Below are 19006 nucleotides of genomic sequence, written 5' to 3'. Positions count from 1 at the left end.
AGTACCTTAAAAGTAAATTGGGGTACTGAAAACAAAGGAATTATTAGCTTAGGTAGCTCAATGAATAACCCCGTAGCTGTAAAAGGAGAAAAAGTAGGCAAAGAAGTAATAACAGCTACCATAGATGGTTCTACTAAGAGCGCATCAACCATAGCCTATGTTGTTAATTTAGAGCCTTCAGGTGAGGATGGTATTATGCTAAAAGGAGATACCATGGCTGCAGATTCCTTGTTCACCAGCAATTTGCCAGGAGACTTAACGGGAACTAGTATTGAATATAGTACATCAGGGGTTATTACCTATAATAAAACAGGTGGCCATATTAAAGCCAATGACAAAGGAGCAGGGGTATTAACTGCTACTATGACAATATACGATGAAGAGTTAGGTGAAAAAATAGAAATTGCTACAGCTAATGTAACAATTCATGTTCTTACAGTTGAAAAATCTTCAAATAAGGGGTATGTATATCCGGATTATGCAACTATTAATATTGATTTTGTGGTGTCCGATGGTGATAATAGTACGAATATAAAGAGTGAAAAAGATATTATTCTCAAAATAAATCCACAAATATCAGATATTGCTAGTAGCTACAAAATTAAAAATGTTACAGGAGCATTGAGCTTTAAAGATTCAGATAAGACGATTACCATTAGAACAAAGGGTGAAGGAGAGTATAAATTAGTCATCTTCTTAGAATTAAAAACAAGGCCAGGATTAACGATGGAACAATATAAGGAATGGTTAAATAATAGTACCTCCATCAATATAACAAATAAATTTTATTCAACTAGTGGTAGCTCATCTTTTGCTGATTTTAATGACAATATTAATATAGGCACCATACCTAATATTAAATAAAAAATCCCCCAAGCCCTTGCTTGGGGGTTCTTCTATGTTTATAATAGTAAAACAAGTTCAAATAAGAAAAAGGGGAAGAAATGATGAAAATAGGGATAATTGGAGCCATGGAAGAAGAAGTGGCGGGATTAAAAGATAAATCAACAGATTTAAAGGTAAAACAAATAGCAGGAAGTTACTTCCACGAAGGGACCCTAGAAAATAAAAAGATAGTTATAGTCCAATGTGGCATAGGAAAGGTAAATGCAGCAGTTTGTACTCAAGCCCTGATAGATAACTTTGATATTAATTATGTAATCAATACAGGGGTTGCTGGGGGGGTTTATGAAGAACTAGATATAGGGGACATTGTAATATCAAAGGATGCGGTTCAACATGATTTCGATACCACAGCCTTTGGAGATGGTTTAGGAGTCATACCGAGGATGGGGGAGAGCTTTTTTAAGGCTGATGAAAAGCTAATTGATTTAGCTAAAACATGTATTCATTTTCTTAACCCAAGGCCTAATGTATTTATAGGAAGGATTGCCAGCGGGGATCAGTTTATCTCTAGTTTAGAAGAAAAACAAAGAATATGGGATAATTTTAAGGCCTATTGCGCAGAGATGGAAGGAGCCAGTATTGCCCATACTTGTTATCTTAATAAAGTCCCATTTGTAATAATTCGTTCAATTTCTGATAAGGCAGATAACAGTGCAGATATTAATTTTCAGGAATTTGTAAATAAAGCCTCAGAAAACTCCAATAAGATACTCCTTGAAATGTTAAAAAACCTATAAGATATTAAGAATAATAGATTTATCCTACTTATATAGATGCCTAAGGGCATCTTTTTTATTTCAAATGTAAGTAATTGACATTTTAAGAATACTATGTATAATTAGTAATATGTGTAAAATAATGGGAGGAGTGTTTTTATGGATTTATCAATGTATATACAATTAGTACCGATATTACAAGGGGCTATAATAGGATTCTTTGCTTTAGGACTAATCAGCTTATTATTTTTAACCATTCGTATTAGGTATTTCAAGAAATCTTTTAAAAAATGGATAAAGGAAAGCAAGAGGTTATCAAAGGACCCCACCTTAGATAAAATTATTAAGACATATAGGCTCTATAAGGAAAAGGGGTTTAATAAAACAAATACGGAAGCAATTATTAAATCAAGTTACAACAAGCAAAGAATTTTTTTATTCCTATTTACTATTGGGAACAAATCATATCAAAAACTGAAATACTTACTCTTTTTTTGGGATTGCTTGCCACATTCATATTGGTATCTGAAAAGATTGATAGCCCTTTTTATCCCCTTATAGGTGGGACGGCTTCCTTCATTTTTTTAATAGGACTGGAAATGATACTGGCTCTACCGGAAAAAAGAAATCTCTTATTTATTGAGATTGAAGAGTATCTAGATAATTCCTATTTACCAAGTATGCAAAGGGTTTCTATGGAACATGATATTTTCAAAGAAGGAAAATCTAAATCGTTCAGTATTTATGGGGAAGAAAAAGAAAAAAATAATGTCGAGACAGATATGAAAGATGAGGAAATAGAATGGCTCATACAACAGTTTTATAGAGAAGAAAAAGGAGTATAAATTCACAAATGAAGGATAATACTAGGTAAAGAATTAAACTACTAAAGTAAAGTAGTCTAGGAGGAATCTTATGGAAACTTTAAAGGTCAAATTACCTGTAACCAACGAACACGGCTTTTATGAAATCCGTCTAGAAAGTATAGGGGGATTAGGAGCAAACTTAAGCGGTAAGATATTGGGAGAGCTAGGGGCAATTTATTTAGGACTTAACAGCTCTACTTTTGCAAGTTATGGTTCTGAAAAAAGGGGCACCCCAGTTAAATCCTACATACGCTGGTGCAATTCCGACCAAGAAATAAGATTAAATAGTCCTATAGAAACCCCTCATTTATTAGGACTTTTCCATGAAAGGTTAGCAGGCAAAATCCCTGTTATGGCAGGGGTAGGTCCTGATACAACAGTAGTAGTTAATACCGATGAAGCTCCTGATGCCATAAGGGACAGGCTTAAAATGCATGCAGGGACCTTAGTATGTGTGAATGCCCTTAATCTTGCAATGGAAGCTAAAACTAGAGTGAATATGATAATGCTTGGTGCAATTGCTAAGGCATCTGGATTTATCCCCTTAGAATCCCTAAAAGAGATAGTAGAAGATACTATAGGTAAGAAATATCCTGTAGCCCTTAAGGGGAATTTAGAAGGACTTGAAAAAGGATATAATAATGTAACAACTAAGAAATACGAAGACGATGGGAAATATCCTTACCAAGAATACAAAGAGGTTAAAAGGGAATGGGGCTATGACAATGCCCCTATCGGAGGCATTAATCCCCTTTATGGCAGTACCATAAGTAATGATTTATCGGCAAGCCGGGAAGGTTATATTCCCATATTTAAAAAGGAGTATTGTATCAATTGCGGTATGTGTGATTCCACCTGTCCTGATATGGTGTACCAATTTGTATTAGGAGAGTATAAGGGCAAACCTTCCATGGTTAATCTAGGGCCTGATTATCATCACTGTAAAGGATGCCTTCGTTGTGTTGAAGCATGTCCGACAGATGCCTTATCTGCAGGGATGGAAAAAGATGTAGACATTTGGAAGACCCATGTTCGCAACCAAGAATTAAAACTAGATAAAATGGAATTTGAAGATGTAGGTCCTAACTCTTGGATGCGTTCCGAATCCTATACAACTAACGAATTAGATTAAGGAGGCAGCACTATGGTAGAACAGAAAGTCGTATTCGAAAGTGGAAATGAACTGGCTGCATATGCAGCTAAACAAATAAATTATCATGTAATGGGTTATTACCCAATTACCCCATCGACCCAAATAGCAGAACACCTAGATCTTCTAAAGGCAGAGGGAGAACATGATGTTGTTATGGTTCCTGCAGATGGAGAACACGGGGCCGCAGGAATCTGTTATGGAGCCTCAGTAGGGGGAGGAAGGGTATTTAATGCTACCTCCGCCAATGGTTTATTATTCTCATTAGAACAGCTTCCCGTTCAGTAGGAACTCGTTTCCCCATGGTCTTAAATGTAGCCTGCAGAACTATATCAGGCCCCCTTTCCATAAAAGGGGATCATAGTGATATTATGTATGCCCTTAATACAGGGTGGATTATATTATTTGCAAAGGACCCCCAAAGAGTATACGATTTTAATATTTGTGCCCCTAAGATTGCAGAAAAAGTTAAACTCCCCATTATTGTTGCCTTTGACGGATTTTTTACCAGTCATCAAAAAAGAAAGACCCACCTTATTGCTAAAGATAAAGATGTTCAAGACTTCCTAGGAGAATTGACATTGGAATACACTGCTCTTGATAAGGAAAACCCTGTGGCTATTGGTAGCTACATGAATGAACCCGATGTACTCAATAATAAATATCAGCTTCACCTGGCTATGGAAGAGGCAAGGACCGTAATACCTCAAGTTTTTAAAGAATATGAAGAACTAACCGGCCGTACATACAATATGGTAGAAGGTTATATGATGGACGATGCCGAAGCTGCATTATTTATCCTCGGATCTAGTTATGATACTGCAAGATTGGCAGTAGATAAATTAAGAGAAGAAGGAAAGAAGGTAGGGGTATTTACTTCTAATGTATTAAGACCATTTCCTAAGGAGGAACTTTATAATATCTGTAAAAATGTAAAATCCATTATAGTGGCAGATAGGCAAGATAGCTATGGTGCTCAGGGAGGGAATATGACCCTTGAACTAAAGGCAGCCCTACAGGATTATAAAGCAAATATAGAGGTTTCGAGTTTTATATATGGTTTAAGTGGCAGGGATTTTTATATCGAAGAGGGAGCAGAGATGTTAAGTAAGGCCCACGATATAGCCCAAAAAGGTAAAGTCGATAAAAGATTCGATTACTTTGGTCATTATGAGGGAAAAGACGGTTATGAGGTACAAGAATACTTCGACCCTATTATAGGGGATAAAGCTCGTCCAGGGTTAACAACGGTTACTGTAGATGAAGAAACAGGAAGAATGAAGGTTAAAGGTGGAATCGTAAAAGACTCAACAGCAATGCCAAAAAGATGGGTATCAGGCCATGGAGCCTGTCCGGGATGTGGAATACCTGTTAACGTAAATATGCTTCTTAGGGGAATTGAAGGGGAAGTTGTTCTCTTATTCCAAACAGGTTGTGGATATGTTGTTACCTCACCATACCCTAAGACTTCTTTTAGGGTAAGCTTTGTCCATAATTTATTCCAAAATGGAGCTGCCACCCTATCTGGATTAGTAGAAATGTTCCATGAAAAGCAAAGAAGAGGCGAAATACCCAAGGGAGATAATTTTACCTTTGTAATGGTGAGTGGGGATGGAGGTCTTGATATAGGTATGGGACCTGCCATAGGAGCGGCCCTTAGAAACCACAGAATGATAATAATGGAATATGATAATGGTGGATATATGAACACGGGATATCAACTATCCTATACCACTCCAAAAGGAGCAAAAAGTTCAACTTCCCATGTTGGTAAATCCCAAAAGGGAAAAGCAACCTTCCATAAAGATACAGCCCAGATTTTAGCAGCCACTAATATCCCCTATGTAGCAACCGTAGCAGAAAGCCATCCAACAGATTTTATCAAAAAGGCAGCTAAGGCCCAAAAATATGCCAATGAATATGGTCTGGCATTTGTTAAAGCACTTTCAGCTTGTCCTCTTAACTGGAATGACAACCCAAGATACGAAAGAAGTGTGATAGATGCAGCTGTAAATAGCTGTTACCATCCATTATATGAGATAGAAGAGGGTATAACTACTATAACTTATGATCCTGAAGCACGAAATAAAAAAATACCTGTTATCGATTGGCTAAAGATGATGGGAAGAACAAAACATATGGTAAAGCCCGAATACTCTGATATAGTAGAAAGTATACAAGAAGAAATAAATAGAAGATGGGAAAGGCTTAAAGCTTGTCACGAAAGCCCACTTTTATAAAGAAAACCAACTCGCAAGAGTTGGTTTTTTGACAAAGTTTTGTGTTTATATGCTATAATATCTTTGTGATAGATAGGGGTATACACAAAGGAGACGATGCTATGAATAACAAGATATTTTTGGCGGTAATACTTACCTCTAGTGTTTTAGTAGGGTGTTATTCTAAAAATATACCTATGGAGGAATCTATAAAAGAGCCATTAGAAACCCCTATAGAACAAAGGTTAGAACAGTCCTCTAAAAAGGAAGAAAAGTCTAAAGAAGAAGAGAAAACGATTTTAGAAGCTAAGGAAGATAAACGATCTTTAGAACCTAAAAAGGAACTAGAAAAACCTGAAAAAGTGAAAGAAGAACCCCAAAAAGAAGTAGAAAGACAGGTATATAAAACTACAGATATAGAAAAAAGTAATACCCTTTCTAACGATTTAAAATCATGGTGGTTTAAAAGAAACACCCAGAATCTTCCCCCAGGAGCCCAAGGAGAAATAGATATTGTAAAATACGATACTTACTATTTGGGCAACACTAGGGAAAAAAGGATATACTTAACCTTTGACGAAGGTTATGAAAATGGATACACGGGTAAAATACTAGATATACTAAAAGAACATAAAGTAAAAGCAGCTTTCTTCGTTACAAAACCTTACATAAAAAGCCAGCAAGAACTAGTAAAAAGAATGGTTGAAGAGGGGCATATAGTGGGTAATCACAGTGTAACTCACCCAAGACTCCCTGATAAAAACAAAGAAGAGATAGAGTACGAAATAAATGAAACAGCTAGATATTTTAAAGAAATAACAAAAACCGATATGCCCTTATATTTTAGGCCCCCAGCCGGAGAATATAGCGAGAGAACTTTGCATATTACAAAAGATTTAGGATATAAAACAATTTTTTGGAGCATGGCATACTTGGATTGGGATGTTAATAATCAACCGGGAAAAAAAGAAGCTTTTTCTCATGTAGCACTCAATCATCATAATGGCGCAATTATTCTTCTCCATGCGGTATCTTCATCCAATACTGAAGCATTAGGAGATATCATTGAATATTTAAGGGAACAAGGGTATAGCTTTGCTTCTTTAGATGAATTATAAAATTAAGATACAATAAAGTTTTGGGTTTAAAACTTGAATAAGAAATGGTATACTTTTTACGTAAAATTTAAAAATAATCAAGGAAGTATAAGGAGGAACAAGATGAAAAACATAGTATTTGACTATACTAATGCAGGTATTTCTAATGAAGAAATACAGCATTCAAAATGGCAGTTAGAGGGTGCCCACAAAATGCTTCATGAAAAATCAGGGGCAGGAAATGATTTTTTAGGATGGATTGACCTTCCTTTAGAGTATGATAAAGAGGAATTTGATAGGGTAAAGCAGGCAGCAGAAAGAATCAAAAAACATTCAGATGTATTGATAGTTATAGGTATCGGGGGCTCTTATTTAGGGGCTAGGGCTGTGATAGAAGGACTTAGTCATTCTTTTTATAATATGCTTCCAAAAGAAAAAAGACAAACTCCAGAAATATATTTTGTAGGAAATAATATAAGTGGTACATATGTAAAACATCTATTAGAGCTCATAGAAGGAAAAGATATTAGTGTAAATGTAATTTCCAAATCCGGGACAACAACGGAACCTGGGATTGCTTTTAGAATATTTAAGAAATACCTAGAAGAAAGATATGGAAAAGAAGGAGCAAGAGAAAGAATTTTTGCTACCACCGATAAGGAAAAAGGAGCCCTTAGAAAACTGGCAGAAGAAGAGGGATATGAAACTTTTATCATTCCTGATGATGTAGGAGGTCGTTTTACAGTACTAACGCCTGTTGGACTTTTGCCTATTGCTACTTCAGGTATAGATATCGACAAACTTATGGAAGGGGCAAAGGATGGAAGAGAGGAGTATTCTAAAGAAGGATTTGAAAACAACTCAGCTTACCAATATGCCTTAATCCGTAATATTTTATATAGAAAAGGAAAACAAAATGAAATACTAGTTAATTATGAGCCTGCCCTTCATTATATATCCGAATGGTGGAAACAGCTTTATGGGGAGAGCGAAGGGAAAGACAATAAAGGAATATTCCCTGCAGCAGTTGACTTTTCGACAGATCTTCATTCCTTAGGACAATATATTCAAGATGGAAGAAGGAGTCTTTTTGAGACCGTACTAAATGTAGAAACACCCCGAGAGGATATCACATTAGAATCAGAGAAGGAAGATTTAGATGGGCTAAATTATCTTGCTGGAGAGACAATGGATTTTGTAAATAAAAAGGCTTTCCAGGGTACCCTTCTTGCTCATGTAGATGGGGGAGTTCCTAATCTAGTTATAAATATTCCTGAAATAAATGAATACTATATCGGAAAACTTTTATACTTCTTTGAAAAAGCTTGTGGTATAAGTGGTTATATCTTAGGAGTTAATCCTTTTGACCAGCCAGGAGTAGAGGCATATAAAAATAATATGTTTGCATTACTTGGGAAACCAGGATATAAAGAATTAAGAAATGAATTATTAAAAAGGATAAAGTAGTTTAAGATACTATAAAACATGTGGGTGGCTACTTGCCACCCTATAAAAAAGGGGGTATTTTATGACAAAAGAACAAAGAAAACAAGAGATAATAAAACTATTGAAAGAGTCTAAGATTCCCTTAAGCGGTAGCTACTTAGCAGAAAAGTTAAACGTTAGTAGGCAAATAATAGTTCAAGATATTGCCCTTTTAAGAGCAGAAAATATAAATATTATGTCTACTGCTAGGGGATATATATATTATATAGAAAAAGGTAGTACCCATAAAAGAGTTGTAACAGTACAACATGAGAAAGAAAAAATAGAAAATGAATTAACTGCCATAGTGGACCTTGGAGGAAGCATTATAGACGTGATTATAGAGCATCCAATTTATGGTGAAATAACTGCTGACTTGATGATAGAATCTAGAAGAGACTTAAAGGAATTTATGGAAATAATGAAAAAAAATGAAACAGTGCCACTTTTAAGGCTTACTAATAGGATACATATGCATACGATAGAGGCAAAGACTGAAAAAATATTGGATGAAATAGAATGTAATTTAAGAGAAAAGGGATATTTGGTTGAATAATATAAGACGTTAAAACGTCTTTTTTATTTTATTTATCCAAAAACATACAGACAAACTTATTTTATAATTGAGTTGTCACTTTTATAGTGTTATAATTAATTTACAAATAATACTACAAGGGTGATGATATGGATAAAAGAGGCATAAGAAATATATCTCTAGAAAGAGCAGAGATATTAAAAAGTAGGATAAAAGATTATTCTGATAAAAAGGAGTTAATAAGGACTGGCTTTAATAGGGAAGATGAGATACAAGAAAATAAAAAACGAATTATGAGTATTTTAGGAGCCACAAATAAGGAGTGGGATGATTGGAAGTGGCAGGTTAATAATCGTATATCAGATATAGAAATCCTTAAACGAATATTAAATATTTCAGAGGAAGAAAGTATCCAAATAAAATCAATAGGGAAAAAATATAGATGGGCTATTTCGCCTTATTACGCTAGTTTAATGGATTCCAATGATGCCAACTGCCCAATAAGAAGACAGGCTATTCCTTCTATTGAGGAGATGGTAGAAGCAGGAGAAAAAGATCCCATGGGGGAAGAATATACTTCCCCAGTGGAAGGGATAACAAGGAGATATCCCGATAGGCTTATAATAAAAGTAACCAATCAATGCGCCATGTATTGTAGGCACTGCCAAAGAAGACGATGTATAGGTCAACAGGATTTACATTTACCCCAGGAGGACTTAAAAAACTGTATAGAATATATAAAAAGTCAAAAGGAACTTCGGGATATCCTAATAACAGGGGGGGATGCCCTTTTGCTTTCTGACAAAAGACTCCATTGGATATTATCGGAACTTCATGAAATTCCCCATATAGAAATTATAAGGATAGGCAGTAGAACCCCAGTCACCATGCCCCAAAGAATAACCGACGAGTTGTGTAGTCTTCTTGAAAAATTCCCACCGATTTATTTTAATACACATTTTAATCATCCCATAGAAGTGACTAAGGAGGCTAAAGAGGCTACAGATAAGCTTTGCTCGGCGGGGGTAGTACTCGGGAATCAAGCAGTTCTCCTAAAGGGAATTAATGACGATGCCTATATAATGAAAAAGTTAAATCAAGAACTTTTGAAGATAAGGATAAAACCCTATTATATTTTTCACCCGAAAGAAGTTGTAGGTACGGGTCATTTTAAAGTAAAGGTCCAAAAAGGAATGGAAATTATGGAAAAACTAAGGGGTTATACCTCAGGATTGGCGGTACCTACGTACATAATCAATGCCCCAAAAGGAAAAGGGAAAACACCAATACTGCCTAATTATATTCTCTCATGGGGAGAAGAGAGCATCAAGCTCCGTACCTGGGAGGGAGAAGTTGTAGATTACCCTAATTAATAAGAAGTCAATTGATTATCTAGTTTATTATAATGTTTCCATAGGCCATGCTTAATGCCGGAGGAAATCACATCTGCCATTTGCATGACGATGGATAGCCTAGTATTTTGCAAAACAAGCATATCCATGAATCCGCTAAAATTAACTATACCGGTTATAAATAAGTCCCCTACGGAAGGCAGTTCCTTTTGGACTCCAGCACCGGGTTTTATCGAGCCCTCGCCTAAGGTGATATACCCTATGTGCTCCATTTTACCAAGACATGCATCGATAGCAATAATTAAAGGATTACTGTGATTTTTATCAATTAATTTAAGAGTTTCTTGTAAGTTTTTAGCGTGGACAGGGTCATCTAGGGTTCCATAAACAAATACATTGGGATAAGACATATATTTTAATTTATAGCCTATGAGGGGTCCTAAGCTATCCCCTGTCGCCCTATCCGTACCGATACATAAAATAACAACACCATCATGCAGGGGTATTTTTTTTGAAAAATAGTCATAAAAACTAGTTGTAAATTCCCTAAGTGACTGGGTTTTATTTACCTTTATATAGGTTTGAGATATTTTTTTCTTTTGGGAAAGCTGCACGAAATTACCACCTTTTGAGAGAATAGTTATTTTTAGTATTCCATATCTTAATAAATATATAGGTGGAATATATTTCAAGTCTAAGATGAATGCTGTTTTTTGGTGAAAAAAGAAGATAAAAAAAAGGAATCCTTCGACATAAATTACTAAAAAGTATAAAAAGTATATGGTAATATATATTCGAAATGGTAATATATGTACGAGGGGGATGAAATATGAGTGAGTTTTTTTACGGACCTCCAGATTGTGGGGATGAACTAAAAGAGAATCAAAATAATACATTTACCTTTCTAGAGAATGCAAAATTAATAGGGGAGGAGCCAAAAGGTCTAAATATTTATCTAGAAGACTATGTGTACACATACTTATACCAATATGCTAAAACAAATCGCGGGGAAGAAAAGGGCGCGGCTTTGGTAGGATACTATACCGAGGAGCTAGGTAAAAAGGCTGCAATTATTAGCGGCGCTATACAATTTGAGGATTTATTCTGTGAAGGAGAGGTTTTGGTTACAGAACCTCAAATTAAGGAAATGCAAAAGAAGATAAATAGGTACTTTCCAGATTGCGAACTTATGGGATGGATGCATACACAACCTGGATATGGTATTTTTCTTACAACCCAGGATATCCGTATTCATCAGGATTATTTTAGGGAATCCTATCAATCCTTTATGATTATCGACCCTATAGAAAATGCAGAAGCATTTTTCATATGGGATGAAGAAGAAATAAAATCGGCAGAAGGCTATTACATGTATTATGATAAGAACGAACGGATGCAAGAATACATGGTCAATCATAAAGTAGGAGCTTCTAACGAGGAGTTAAATGATGAAAAAGAAGATGTGGTAATGCATTTTAGAAAGAAAGATAAAATGAGGAAACAAGAAATACAAAATAAAAAGATTTATAACCTAGTAACGGCATTAAGTATTGTATTATTTTTAATGTGTGTCACTATGGCAGTTGGATTGATTCAGCATAGGGATAGATTGGCCAAATTAGAAAATGAATTAGACAGTATAGATTCTAGTTATACAAGCCTTCTGACCCAACTAAGCCATGAAAATGTTCAAGTAGTCTTTGCTGAAACAGAAGAAATAGTCCCTGCGGATACACATAAAGAAGTTCTAGAGGACATAGAGCTTTCAGAAGAATCAATGTCCACAGAAGAAAGGATGGTTATAGAAGAAATAAAAGAAGAGTCTATAATACAAGAAACTGAGGAAACAGTTAAAGAAAATGATTTTGATACTTATACGGTACAAAGGGGGGATAACTTAAATAGAATATGTTACAATCATTACAAAACCACAGAGGTAGTAAATAAGATAGTAGACTTTAATGAATTAGAAAGTCCAAATAAAATCTATGAGGGACAAGTCTTAAAGCTTCCCCCTCTATGATAAAAATGTAGGAGATATCTCCTACATTTTTTCCATTTCAACCAGCAATCCTTCAAAGACTTTTAAAGCTTTTTTTATGGGTTCGGGGCTTTTCATGTCAACTCCTGCCCTTTCTAAAATATTGATGGGATAATCGGAACCACCGCTTTTTAGGAAGGTAAGATAACTATCTAGGGATCCTGCTTTATTATTTAGGATTCCATCAGATAGGGCAATGGCTGCAGAATACCCTGTAGCATACTTGTATACATAAAAAGCATTATAAAAATGGGGGATTCTTGCCCATTCAAAGCTAATCTCAGAATCTATAATAATATCAGGTCCGTAGTATTTTATATTTAGATTTTTATATACTTCGCAAAGGCTATCCACGGTTAAGGCTTCCCCCCTTTCCCACATCTCATGGGTAATCTTTTCAAATTCTGCAAACATAGTTTGGCGAAATAAAGTTCCCCTAAATTGCTCCATGAAGTGATTGATAAGATAAGCCTTTTTATTTTTATCCGTGGTATTATTTAACAGATGCTGCATAAGTAGGGATTCATTTACGGTAGAAGCTACTTCAGCAAGAAAAATGGGATACTGGGCATAAATATAGGGCTGAGCTTCATCTGAATAATAGGAGTGAAGCGCATGTCCCATTTCATGGGCCAAGGTAAATAAATTATTAATATTATCTTGGTAATTTAAAAGAACATAAGGGTGGGTCCCATATGCTCCCCAGGAATAGGCCCCGCTTCTTTTACCTTTATTTTCATATACATCAATCCAGCCTCCAAAAAGTCCCTTATGGAGTATTTTAATGTAGTCATCTCCTAGGGGAGCCAACCCTTCTTTAACTATTTTGATGGCTTCTTCATAAGGTATCTTCATATCTATATCAGGAACAATGGGGGTATATAAATCATACATATGAAGTTCATCAAGATTTAAAAGTTTTTTTCTAAGGGATACATATCTATGCATGAGATGTATATTAGAATGAACAGTGTCTATTAAATTGGTATATACCTCAAGGGGGATATTATCGGCAAAAAGAGATGCCTCTAGGGAAGAAGGGTACCCTCGTGTAGTGGCAAAAAAGGCATCTTTTTTGACACTTCCATTATATATGGCTGCTAAGGTATTTTTTTGATTAATATAACTGGAATATAGAGAGTTAAAGGCTGCCTTTCTAATATCCCTATTGAGGTTTTCCATTAGATTAACAAATCTCCCCTTAGTTACTTCAATATCACTTCCATCTTCGCCTTTAATAGGAGGGAAATTCATATCCGCATCATTAAGCATGGTGAAAATACTTTGAGGGGTTCCCCCTATTTCAGATACTCTAGCTAAAAGTTCTTCCTCTTTCTTAGAAAGAATATGCTCTTTTTGTCTTAATAAATCATGGAGAAAATGGGTGTAAAGTTTAAGACTTTCATTTTCGTTGATATACCTATATAAAGTATCCTCAGGAATCAGTAATATTTCGGGAATAATAAAAGAAGCTATAGCAGAAAACTTAATAGATAGAGATTTGGCTCCATCGGATAAAGCTTGGTAAATGCTACTAGAGGTATCTTCATGTAATTTCATATGGGAATATACATAGATTTTTTCAATAATCTGGGATAATTCATCATTTAGAATTAAACAAGATAAAAGATTATCGGAAGAGTCACCCAATTTGTTTTGAAATTTGGATAGTTTATCAAAAGAACTTTCTAGCTGAAGCATATCGTTTTTACAGTCCTTATCGGAGGGGTAGAGATCTTCAATTTTCCATATGAAGTTTTTATCCAGCTCATTCCTCGAAGGAAGAGACTTTAATTTAGTTTTAACCATAATAAAACTCCTTTCATAGTATATTATAATATATTTATTTAGTTTCATATGTATTATACCCTGATTTTTATGCATAAGTATAAAAATAGTTGACTAAGTTTAAAAGACATGGTATAGTATTGCTGTGGATAACTATGTGGATAACATGTTGATAACATTTTATTATTCACATATGTCATTTATATCTTTTAGATAAGAAAACCCCGTTTCTTATCTCCAAACGCCGAATGTCCCCATTCGGTGTTTTTTTATGTTTTGATTTTTAGTAATGTATATTTCACCGGATAAAGTTAAGAATAAACAGTAGATAGAACAAATAGGATGGTGGAATATATGACAGTATTACAAACTATTGAAGATTACATTTCTTATGTAAATCCTTCGCCTACAGAGAAACCTAAAGACATTAAATGTATTAATTTACTAAGGGAATATTGTAGGGAGATGGAGCCTGGATTAGAAATTGAAGATTTAGATAGGAGATTTTTTGATGAATTTTTCTTATACTGGCTTCCAAAGAAAAATAAAATGCTATCCGAAGAAAAGCTCTATTTTCTTTTCCCTTCTATCCAAAAATATTTTACATACTTAAAGTCAAAATATAAGCTAGAGGAACTAAATACATTTATCCCCGTAGATAAATTTATGGATGAATTTATTCGTATTATTCATTTATCAAAGGCATTTTCAAAGTTTGTAGGAAACCCTGTACTTAGTATCGACCCTCTAATTATTGATTTAAGATGTTATAGACAAAACAAATACAAAAAGAGTATGAAAGAAAAAAACGGAGTTTTTGAACAGGGATATTTTGAAGTAATAGATATTTTTCCGGACTGCTCCATAACCATAAAGAAAAAGCCCACAGGCAGATACGCAAAAGTACTCTTAGACGAAAGTTTAGTACCATACCTTCGAAAAGGTGACATCCTTCACCTTAAAATGACAAGAAGATTATTTTTTACTTACTGGGAAATTGAAGATATAAAAACCTGTTACTTAAAAGAAGCCCAAAAATACCTTGGCTAATGAATTACTTTACAATTTAGAAAAAATATATGATAATAAGCTTGAAACGCAATAGTTGTTTAGGGGGAAACAATTATGTCAGCTATAGAGAGAATGAAGGCTTTTATCATGATTATATGTATAGCACTAGTTCAAATAGGGTGCTATAAGGAAATAGATAAAGATAAAGAGCCTGTAGTTGTTATTTTAAATGAGGAACTACCAAATAGTAATGAAAAGGCTTTGAAAGTAGAAAATAAGGGTAGGGACTTAGCCGTTTATAATAAGTATATTGTGGATTTAAAAATAAATCCTAAGGAAAGAACTTTTGAAGGGATTCAAAAAATACAATATACAAATCAAACCGAGAAGCCATTAGGAATACTATACTTTAATTTATATCTTAATGCATTTAAAAAAAATAGCAAAATAAAGCCATATCTTTTAGAGTATGAAGATGAAATACACAAAAGAGGTTTTGATGAAGGATTCATAAAAATCGAGTCAGTGCTTATTAACAACGAAGAGGTTATCTTTAATGAAAGCGAAACCCTTTTAGAGATTACACCAAGAGAACCTGTGGAGGTTAAAGAGGCTACGGAAATTATCATACAATTTAAAGGGAAGATTCCTCAAATTGCCTATAGAATTGGAGCTAATGATAAAACCTTATGGATGGGAAACTTTCTTCCTACAATAGCAGTATATGATGAAAATGGCTGGAATAAGGGAGTGTACTATCCGGTAGGGGATTCTTTTTATACCGATATAGCAAATTACAAAGTAACCATCACAACCCCAAAGGATTATCTAGTTGTTGCGACAGGGGAAGAAGAAGAAATAATAATGGAAAACGATAAAAAAACAACGGTGGAAGCTAAAATGGTAAGGGATTTTGCTCTAGGTATAAGTGAAGAATTTAATAAGGCATCTATAGAAACTGAAGAGGGTATTAATATTAATTTATATCATACCAGCAAAAATATAGATACGAAAAGGATACTTAAGACGGCAGAAATGTCTTTAGGATATTTTAGCAAGACTATAGGTTCGTATCCCTATTCTGAACTAGATATTGTAGAAGGAGAACTTTTTTCCCCTACTAGCATTGAATACCCAACCTTTATCTTAATAGATTCTAGGATAATAAGGGGGATAGAAAATCCTACAAGCATTACCCATGCAATAGGTCATCAATGGTTTTATAATATAATTGGCAATAATCAGGCAAAGGAGCCTTGGCTAGACGAGGCACTAGTTACCTATCTTGAACAATATATATATCTTTCGGAAAAGGATATAGATAAGACAATGGATAAAAAAAGACAAGAACTTACAATTTTGATGGAACCTATGAGGGAAACCAGTCTATATAGCAATTTAAGTGCATTTTCTAACTGGGAATCCTATTATAATATTCACTATACTAGGGGAAAACTGATGATACATGCCCTTAAGAAAAAAATGGGGGACAAAAAATTTAACGAGTTCCTAAAAACATATTACGAAAAATATGCATTTAGAAATGTAGATATAGGTGGATTTTGCGATACGGCAGAAGAAGTACATGGTACCTCTTTGAAAATATTCTTCTATAAATGGATGAGGTCAGAAGAACTTCCTGAATTTTAATTTCATAAAAGGGGTGGAAATATGAAAGCAGTGATAATTTATGGGGGAGTCAATAAAAAAGAAAACATACTTAATCTTGTTATAAAGGTTGTTTCAGATACCTTAAAGGAACTTAATGTAGAAGTGGAAGAGATAATTTTAGACCACTATAATATAGATTACTACAACAAAGGAAATAAAAAAGACATAAAACAAATTACCCAAAAAATAAAAGAAGCCGATGCAGTTATTTTTGCCACGAAGGTAATTTTGATGGCACCAACGGGAATAATAAAAGTGTTCTTAGATAATTTAGTCAATCCAAACTATAAAGAATCACTTAAGAATAAGCAGGGCTTTGCCATTGCTATATCGGATTCTATTGGTGAGAGAGAAGCAGCAGAATACATTCTAAGGGCATGGGAGATGCTAGGAGGGGTAGAGGGAGGCAGAATCCCTTTATATACAAAGGATTCAAAAGAAATAGAAGATATAAAGGAAACTATCGAAAAAAGAATAGAAGATTTCTATCGAATATCTAGACAGCAAAGACTTAGACTTCCTAGCAGTGATAATAACAGAAGTTACATTGAGTCTATCAACAAAAAGGGAATATCAGAATCTAATGAAAGTAAGATAACCCCTTGGGCACCCCCAATAGTCGTAAAAACCGATAATCCAGAGGAAAAAGTTGAAATTAAATCGGTTAATTTTGAACAATTTACCGAGGAACAGGCAAAAGATATAGAAGAACTTGCCGACTTTTTTAAAGAACAATTAGGTGGTAATAATAAAGATATAAACTCCTATGGAATATATCAAAAACCATCAACAAAAGCTGTAGTTGAAAATAAAAAAACATGTAAACAAATGACAAAAAATCTTTGTCATTACTTTCAACCCCATCTTGCAGCAGAATTTAAAGGAGTTTTTCAGTTTAATATTAAAGGAGCAGAAGGTTTTGAATCCTATATTCGTATTGAAAATGGAGAATGTACCTATTTTGAGGGAGTTAATGAGAATGCCGATATAGTCATGATAATGAATGAGGATATATGGATAGATATCCTAAAGGGTAAATTATCAGCCCAAAAAGGATTTATGACGGGGCAATTAAAGGTTAGAGGAAACTTCATGTTATTAAATAAACTAGATCAATTATTTAAAAAAATGTAGGGCATATAGCCCTACTTTTTAAATAATTGAACATAGATATAACCATATTTCTTATCTGGAGCGATTCCTATACCGATTTTATCATAATTTTTATTGAGTACATTAGCTTTATGTCCGGGACTCCCCATAAAAGAATCATGGGCATTTTTAACTGAGCTATGAGCAGCAATGTTTTCCCCAGCAATCTTATAAGATATGCCAAATTGCTTCATCATTTCAAAAGGTGTGCCATGGGTTGGAGAAATATGACTAAAGTAATTGTTTTCAGCCATATCCTTTGCTTTTATAGAAGCAATATTAGAAAGCTCCATATCCATTACATAGGATGGAAGTCCAAGCTGATTTCTTTCTATATTAATATAATCCAACATGATTTCTTCCTTTTGAGCCATATCGTCATTAGAAGTAGCTAAAGTGGGTATAGTATTTGTTTCCACAGAGTCTTCTTTTGCAGAATTGTAGGTGTATGCCTTTGTAAACTTATTGGTGATCACCCCAATAGAATCATTGGGTAGGTGAACAATATACCAATCATTTAAAGAGCCCAAGACATTTACAATTTGCCCTTTTTTCAGACGAGATACCACAGGATAAGAAATCCCAGGACCAGTTCTTACATTAAGACTGTAGGCTGTAATTTCTACCTGTTTAACAGAGGCCCATTTAAAAGTGCTGTATTTATTGGCACTAACGGGCATGGAGGAGATTGCCGTTACACAAAAGCTAACTAAAACTAAAATAGGAAATAAGAGCCTAAACCGTTTTCTCATGAAGTCACATCCTTTTATTCAATAAAGTAATCACTTATATACATTATTTGTAGTTTATAATCATTTTATGCTAAAAAATGATTAAATTTTATAAAGTTAAAAATTCATCATAAAAAACTAGCTTGGGAATAAATATATAAATAAGAACAAACAAGATAAAAAAGATAGGAGGTACATAATATGTATTTTCAGCAGCCCTTTCCTACATCCTCTCCATATATGTCTACCCAAAATCCTCAAAAAAATATTATGGGGCAAATGCCCC

General features: G+C 34.3%; 15 protein-coding genes and 1 pseudogene. 13 read left to right on the top strand and 3 right to left on the bottom strand.

All coding sequences use genetic code 11. From position 1 onward, the window contains the following. Positions 1-60: 60 nt before the first annotated feature. The 9 genes and pseudogenes from GX308_02050 (at position 61) to eam (ending at position 10347) form a co-directional block, all read left to right on the top strand. A complete protein-coding gene (locus GX308_02050) occupies positions 61-864 on the top strand; it encodes a hypothetical protein (protein NLK20875.1) in 804 nt (267 codons plus the stop codon). A gap of 80 nt (positions 865-944) precedes the next feature. Next, the gene (locus tag GX308_02045) at positions 945-1643 is read left to right on the top strand and encodes a 5'-methylthioadenosine/adenosylhomocysteine nucleosidase (GenBank protein NLK20874.1); all 699 of its coding nucleotides are present in this window, start codon (positions 945-947) and stop codon (positions 1641-1643) included. Between the two features lie 479 nt (positions 1644-2122). Then, the gene (locus tag GX308_02040) at positions 2123-2467 is read left to right on the top strand and encodes a hypothetical protein (GenBank protein NLK20873.1); all 345 of its coding nucleotides are present in this window, start codon (positions 2123-2125) and stop codon (positions 2465-2467) included. Between the two features lie 70 nt (positions 2468-2537). After that, positions 2538-3620 (top strand): 4Fe-4S binding protein, encoded by a 1083-nt coding sequence (locus tag GX308_02035; GenBank protein ID NLK20872.1) that lies wholly within the window; start codon positions 2538-2540, stop codon positions 3618-3620. Positions 3621-3632: 12 nt separating this feature from the next. Continuing rightward, positions 3633-5878: pseudogene (locus GX308_02030) on the top strand (pyruvate synthase). A gap of 176 nt (positions 5879-6054) precedes the next feature. Continuing rightward, positions 6055-6975 carry a delta-lactam-biosynthetic de-N-acetylase gene (gene pdaA / locus GX308_02025; GenBank protein ID NLK20871.1) on the top strand — a complete coding sequence of 307 codons (921 nt, stop codon included), beginning with the start codon at positions 6055-6057 and terminating at the stop codon, positions 6973-6975. A gap of 102 nt (positions 6976-7077) precedes the next feature. Further along, entirely contained in the window at positions 7078-8421 is a 1344-nt protein-coding gene (locus GX308_02020; protein ID NLK20870.1) for a glucose-6-phosphate isomerase, read from the top strand. Between the two features lie 61 nt (positions 8422-8482). After that, positions 8483-8995, top strand: a complete 513-nt coding sequence (locus GX308_02015; protein NLK20869.1) for a transcription repressor NadR — start codon at positions 8483-8485, stop codon at positions 8993-8995. A gap of 128 nt (positions 8996-9123) precedes the next feature. Continuing rightward, positions 9124-10347 (top strand): glutamate 2,3-aminomutase, encoded by a 1224-nt coding sequence (gene eam, locus GX308_02010; GenBank protein NLK20868.1) that lies wholly within the window; start codon positions 9124-9126, stop codon positions 10345-10347. Here the strand turns inward: eam and yyaC are convergent. Continuing rightward, complete coding sequence (yyaC, locus tag GX308_02005; protein ID NLK20867.1) at positions 10344-11222, bottom strand: spore protease YyaC; 879 nt, start codon at positions 11220-11222, stop codon at positions 10344-10346. The two genes, eam and yyaC, sit on opposite strands and share 4 nt — an antisense overlap. Between yyaC and GX308_02000 the strand changes: the two genes are divergently transcribed. Next, positions 11156-12349, top strand: coding sequence for a LysM peptidoglycan-binding domain-containing protein (locus GX308_02000; GenBank protein NLK20866.1), 1194 nt, complete (start codon positions 11156-11158; stop codon positions 12347-12349). The two genes, yyaC and GX308_02000, sit on opposite strands and share 67 nt — an antisense overlap. Positions 12350-12370: 21 nt before the next feature. On the opposite strand, the gene pepF is transcribed toward GX308_02000, so the two are convergent. After that, positions 12371-14176: an oligoendopeptidase F gene (gene pepF, locus GX308_01995; protein NLK20865.1), complete on the bottom strand. Its 1806-nt coding sequence runs from the start codon at positions 14174-14176 to the stop codon at positions 12371-12373. Positions 14177-14509: 333 nt separating this feature from the next. Between pepF and GX308_01990 the strand changes: the two genes are divergently transcribed. The 3 genes from GX308_01990 to GX308_01980 all read left to right on the top strand — a co-directional run bounded on the left by GX308_01990 (position 14510) and on the right by GX308_01980 (position 17971). Continuing rightward, positions 14510-15205 carry a hypothetical protein gene (locus GX308_01990; protein ID NLK20864.1) on the top strand — a complete coding sequence of 232 codons (696 nt, stop codon included), beginning with the start codon at positions 14510-14512 and terminating at the stop codon, positions 15203-15205. A gap of 75 nt (positions 15206-15280) precedes the next feature. Next, entirely contained in the window at positions 15281-16816 is a 1536-nt protein-coding gene (locus GX308_01985) for a M1 family metallopeptidase (protein NLK20863.1), read from the top strand. A gap of 21 nt (positions 16817-16837) precedes the next feature. Then, complete coding sequence (locus tag GX308_01980; GenBank protein ID NLK20862.1) at positions 16838-17971, top strand: hypothetical protein; 1134 nt, start codon at positions 16838-16840, stop codon at positions 17969-17971. Between the two features lie 11 nt (positions 17972-17982). Here the strand turns inward: GX308_01980 and GX308_01975 are convergent, their stop codons facing one another. Continuing rightward, positions 17983-18741, bottom strand: coding sequence for an SH3 domain-containing protein (locus tag GX308_01975; protein ID NLK20861.1), 759 nt, complete (start codon positions 18739-18741; stop codon positions 17983-17985). Positions 18742-19006 lie beyond the last annotated feature (265 nt).

This window comes from Candidatus Epulonipiscium sp. (genome assembly GCA_012519205.1).
GTDB lineage: Bacteria > Bacillota > Clostridia > Lachnospirales > Defluviitaleaceae > JAAYQR01.
The sequence above is the reverse complement of the archived record's forward strand: the minus strand, read 5'-3'. Positions and strand labels throughout refer to the sequence as shown.

Excerpts from the sequence above, each read along its gene's own strand:
- GX308_02050 (NLK20875.1), top strand. The coding sequence starts at position 61 with ATGAATAACCCCGTAGCTGTAAAAGGAGAAAAAGTAGGCAAAGAAGTA.
- GX308_02045 (NLK20874.1), top strand. The coding sequence starts at position 945 with ATGATGAAAATAGGGATAATTGGAGCCATGGAAGAAGAAGTGGCGGGA.
- GX308_02035 (NLK20872.1), top strand. The coding sequence starts at position 2,538 with ATGGAAACTTTAAAGGTCAAATTACCTGTAACCAACGAACACGGCTTT.
- pdaA (NLK20871.1), top strand. The coding sequence starts at position 6,055 with ATGGAGGAATCTATAAAAGAGCCATTAGAAACCCCTATAGAACAAAGG.
- GX308_02020 (NLK20870.1), top strand. The coding sequence starts at position 7,078 with ATGAAAAACATAGTATTTGACTATACTAATGCAGGTATTTCTAATGAA.
- GX308_02015 (NLK20869.1), top strand. The coding sequence starts at position 8,483 with ATGACAAAAGAACAAAGAAAACAAGAGATAATAAAACTATTGAAAGAG.
- eam (NLK20868.1), top strand. The coding sequence starts at position 9,124 with ATGGATAAAAGAGGCATAAGAAATATATCTCTAGAAAGAGCAGAGATA.
- GX308_02000 (NLK20866.1), top strand. The coding sequence starts at position 11,156 with ATGAGTGAGTTTTTTTACGGACCTCCAGATTGTGGGGATGAACTAAAA.
- yyaC (NLK20867.1), bottom strand. The coding sequence starts at position 11,222 with ATGTATTATTTTGATTCTCTTTTAGTTCATCCCCACAATCTGGAGGTC.
- pepF (NLK20865.1), bottom strand. The coding sequence starts at position 14,176 with ATGGTTAAAACTAAATTAAAGTCTCTTCCTTCGAGGAATGAGCTGGAT.
- GX308_01990 (NLK20864.1), top strand. The coding sequence starts at position 14,510 with ATGACAGTATTACAAACTATTGAAGATTACATTTCTTATGTAAATCCT.
- GX308_01985 (NLK20863.1), top strand. The coding sequence starts at position 15,281 with ATGTCAGCTATAGAGAGAATGAAGGCTTTTATCATGATTATATGTATA.
- GX308_01980 (NLK20862.1), top strand. The coding sequence starts at position 16,838 with ATGAAAGCAGTGATAATTTATGGGGGAGTCAATAAAAAAGAAAACATA.
- GX308_01975 (NLK20861.1), bottom strand. The coding sequence starts at position 18,741 with ATGAGAAAACGGTTTAGGCTCTTATTTCCTATTTTAGTTTTAGTTAGC.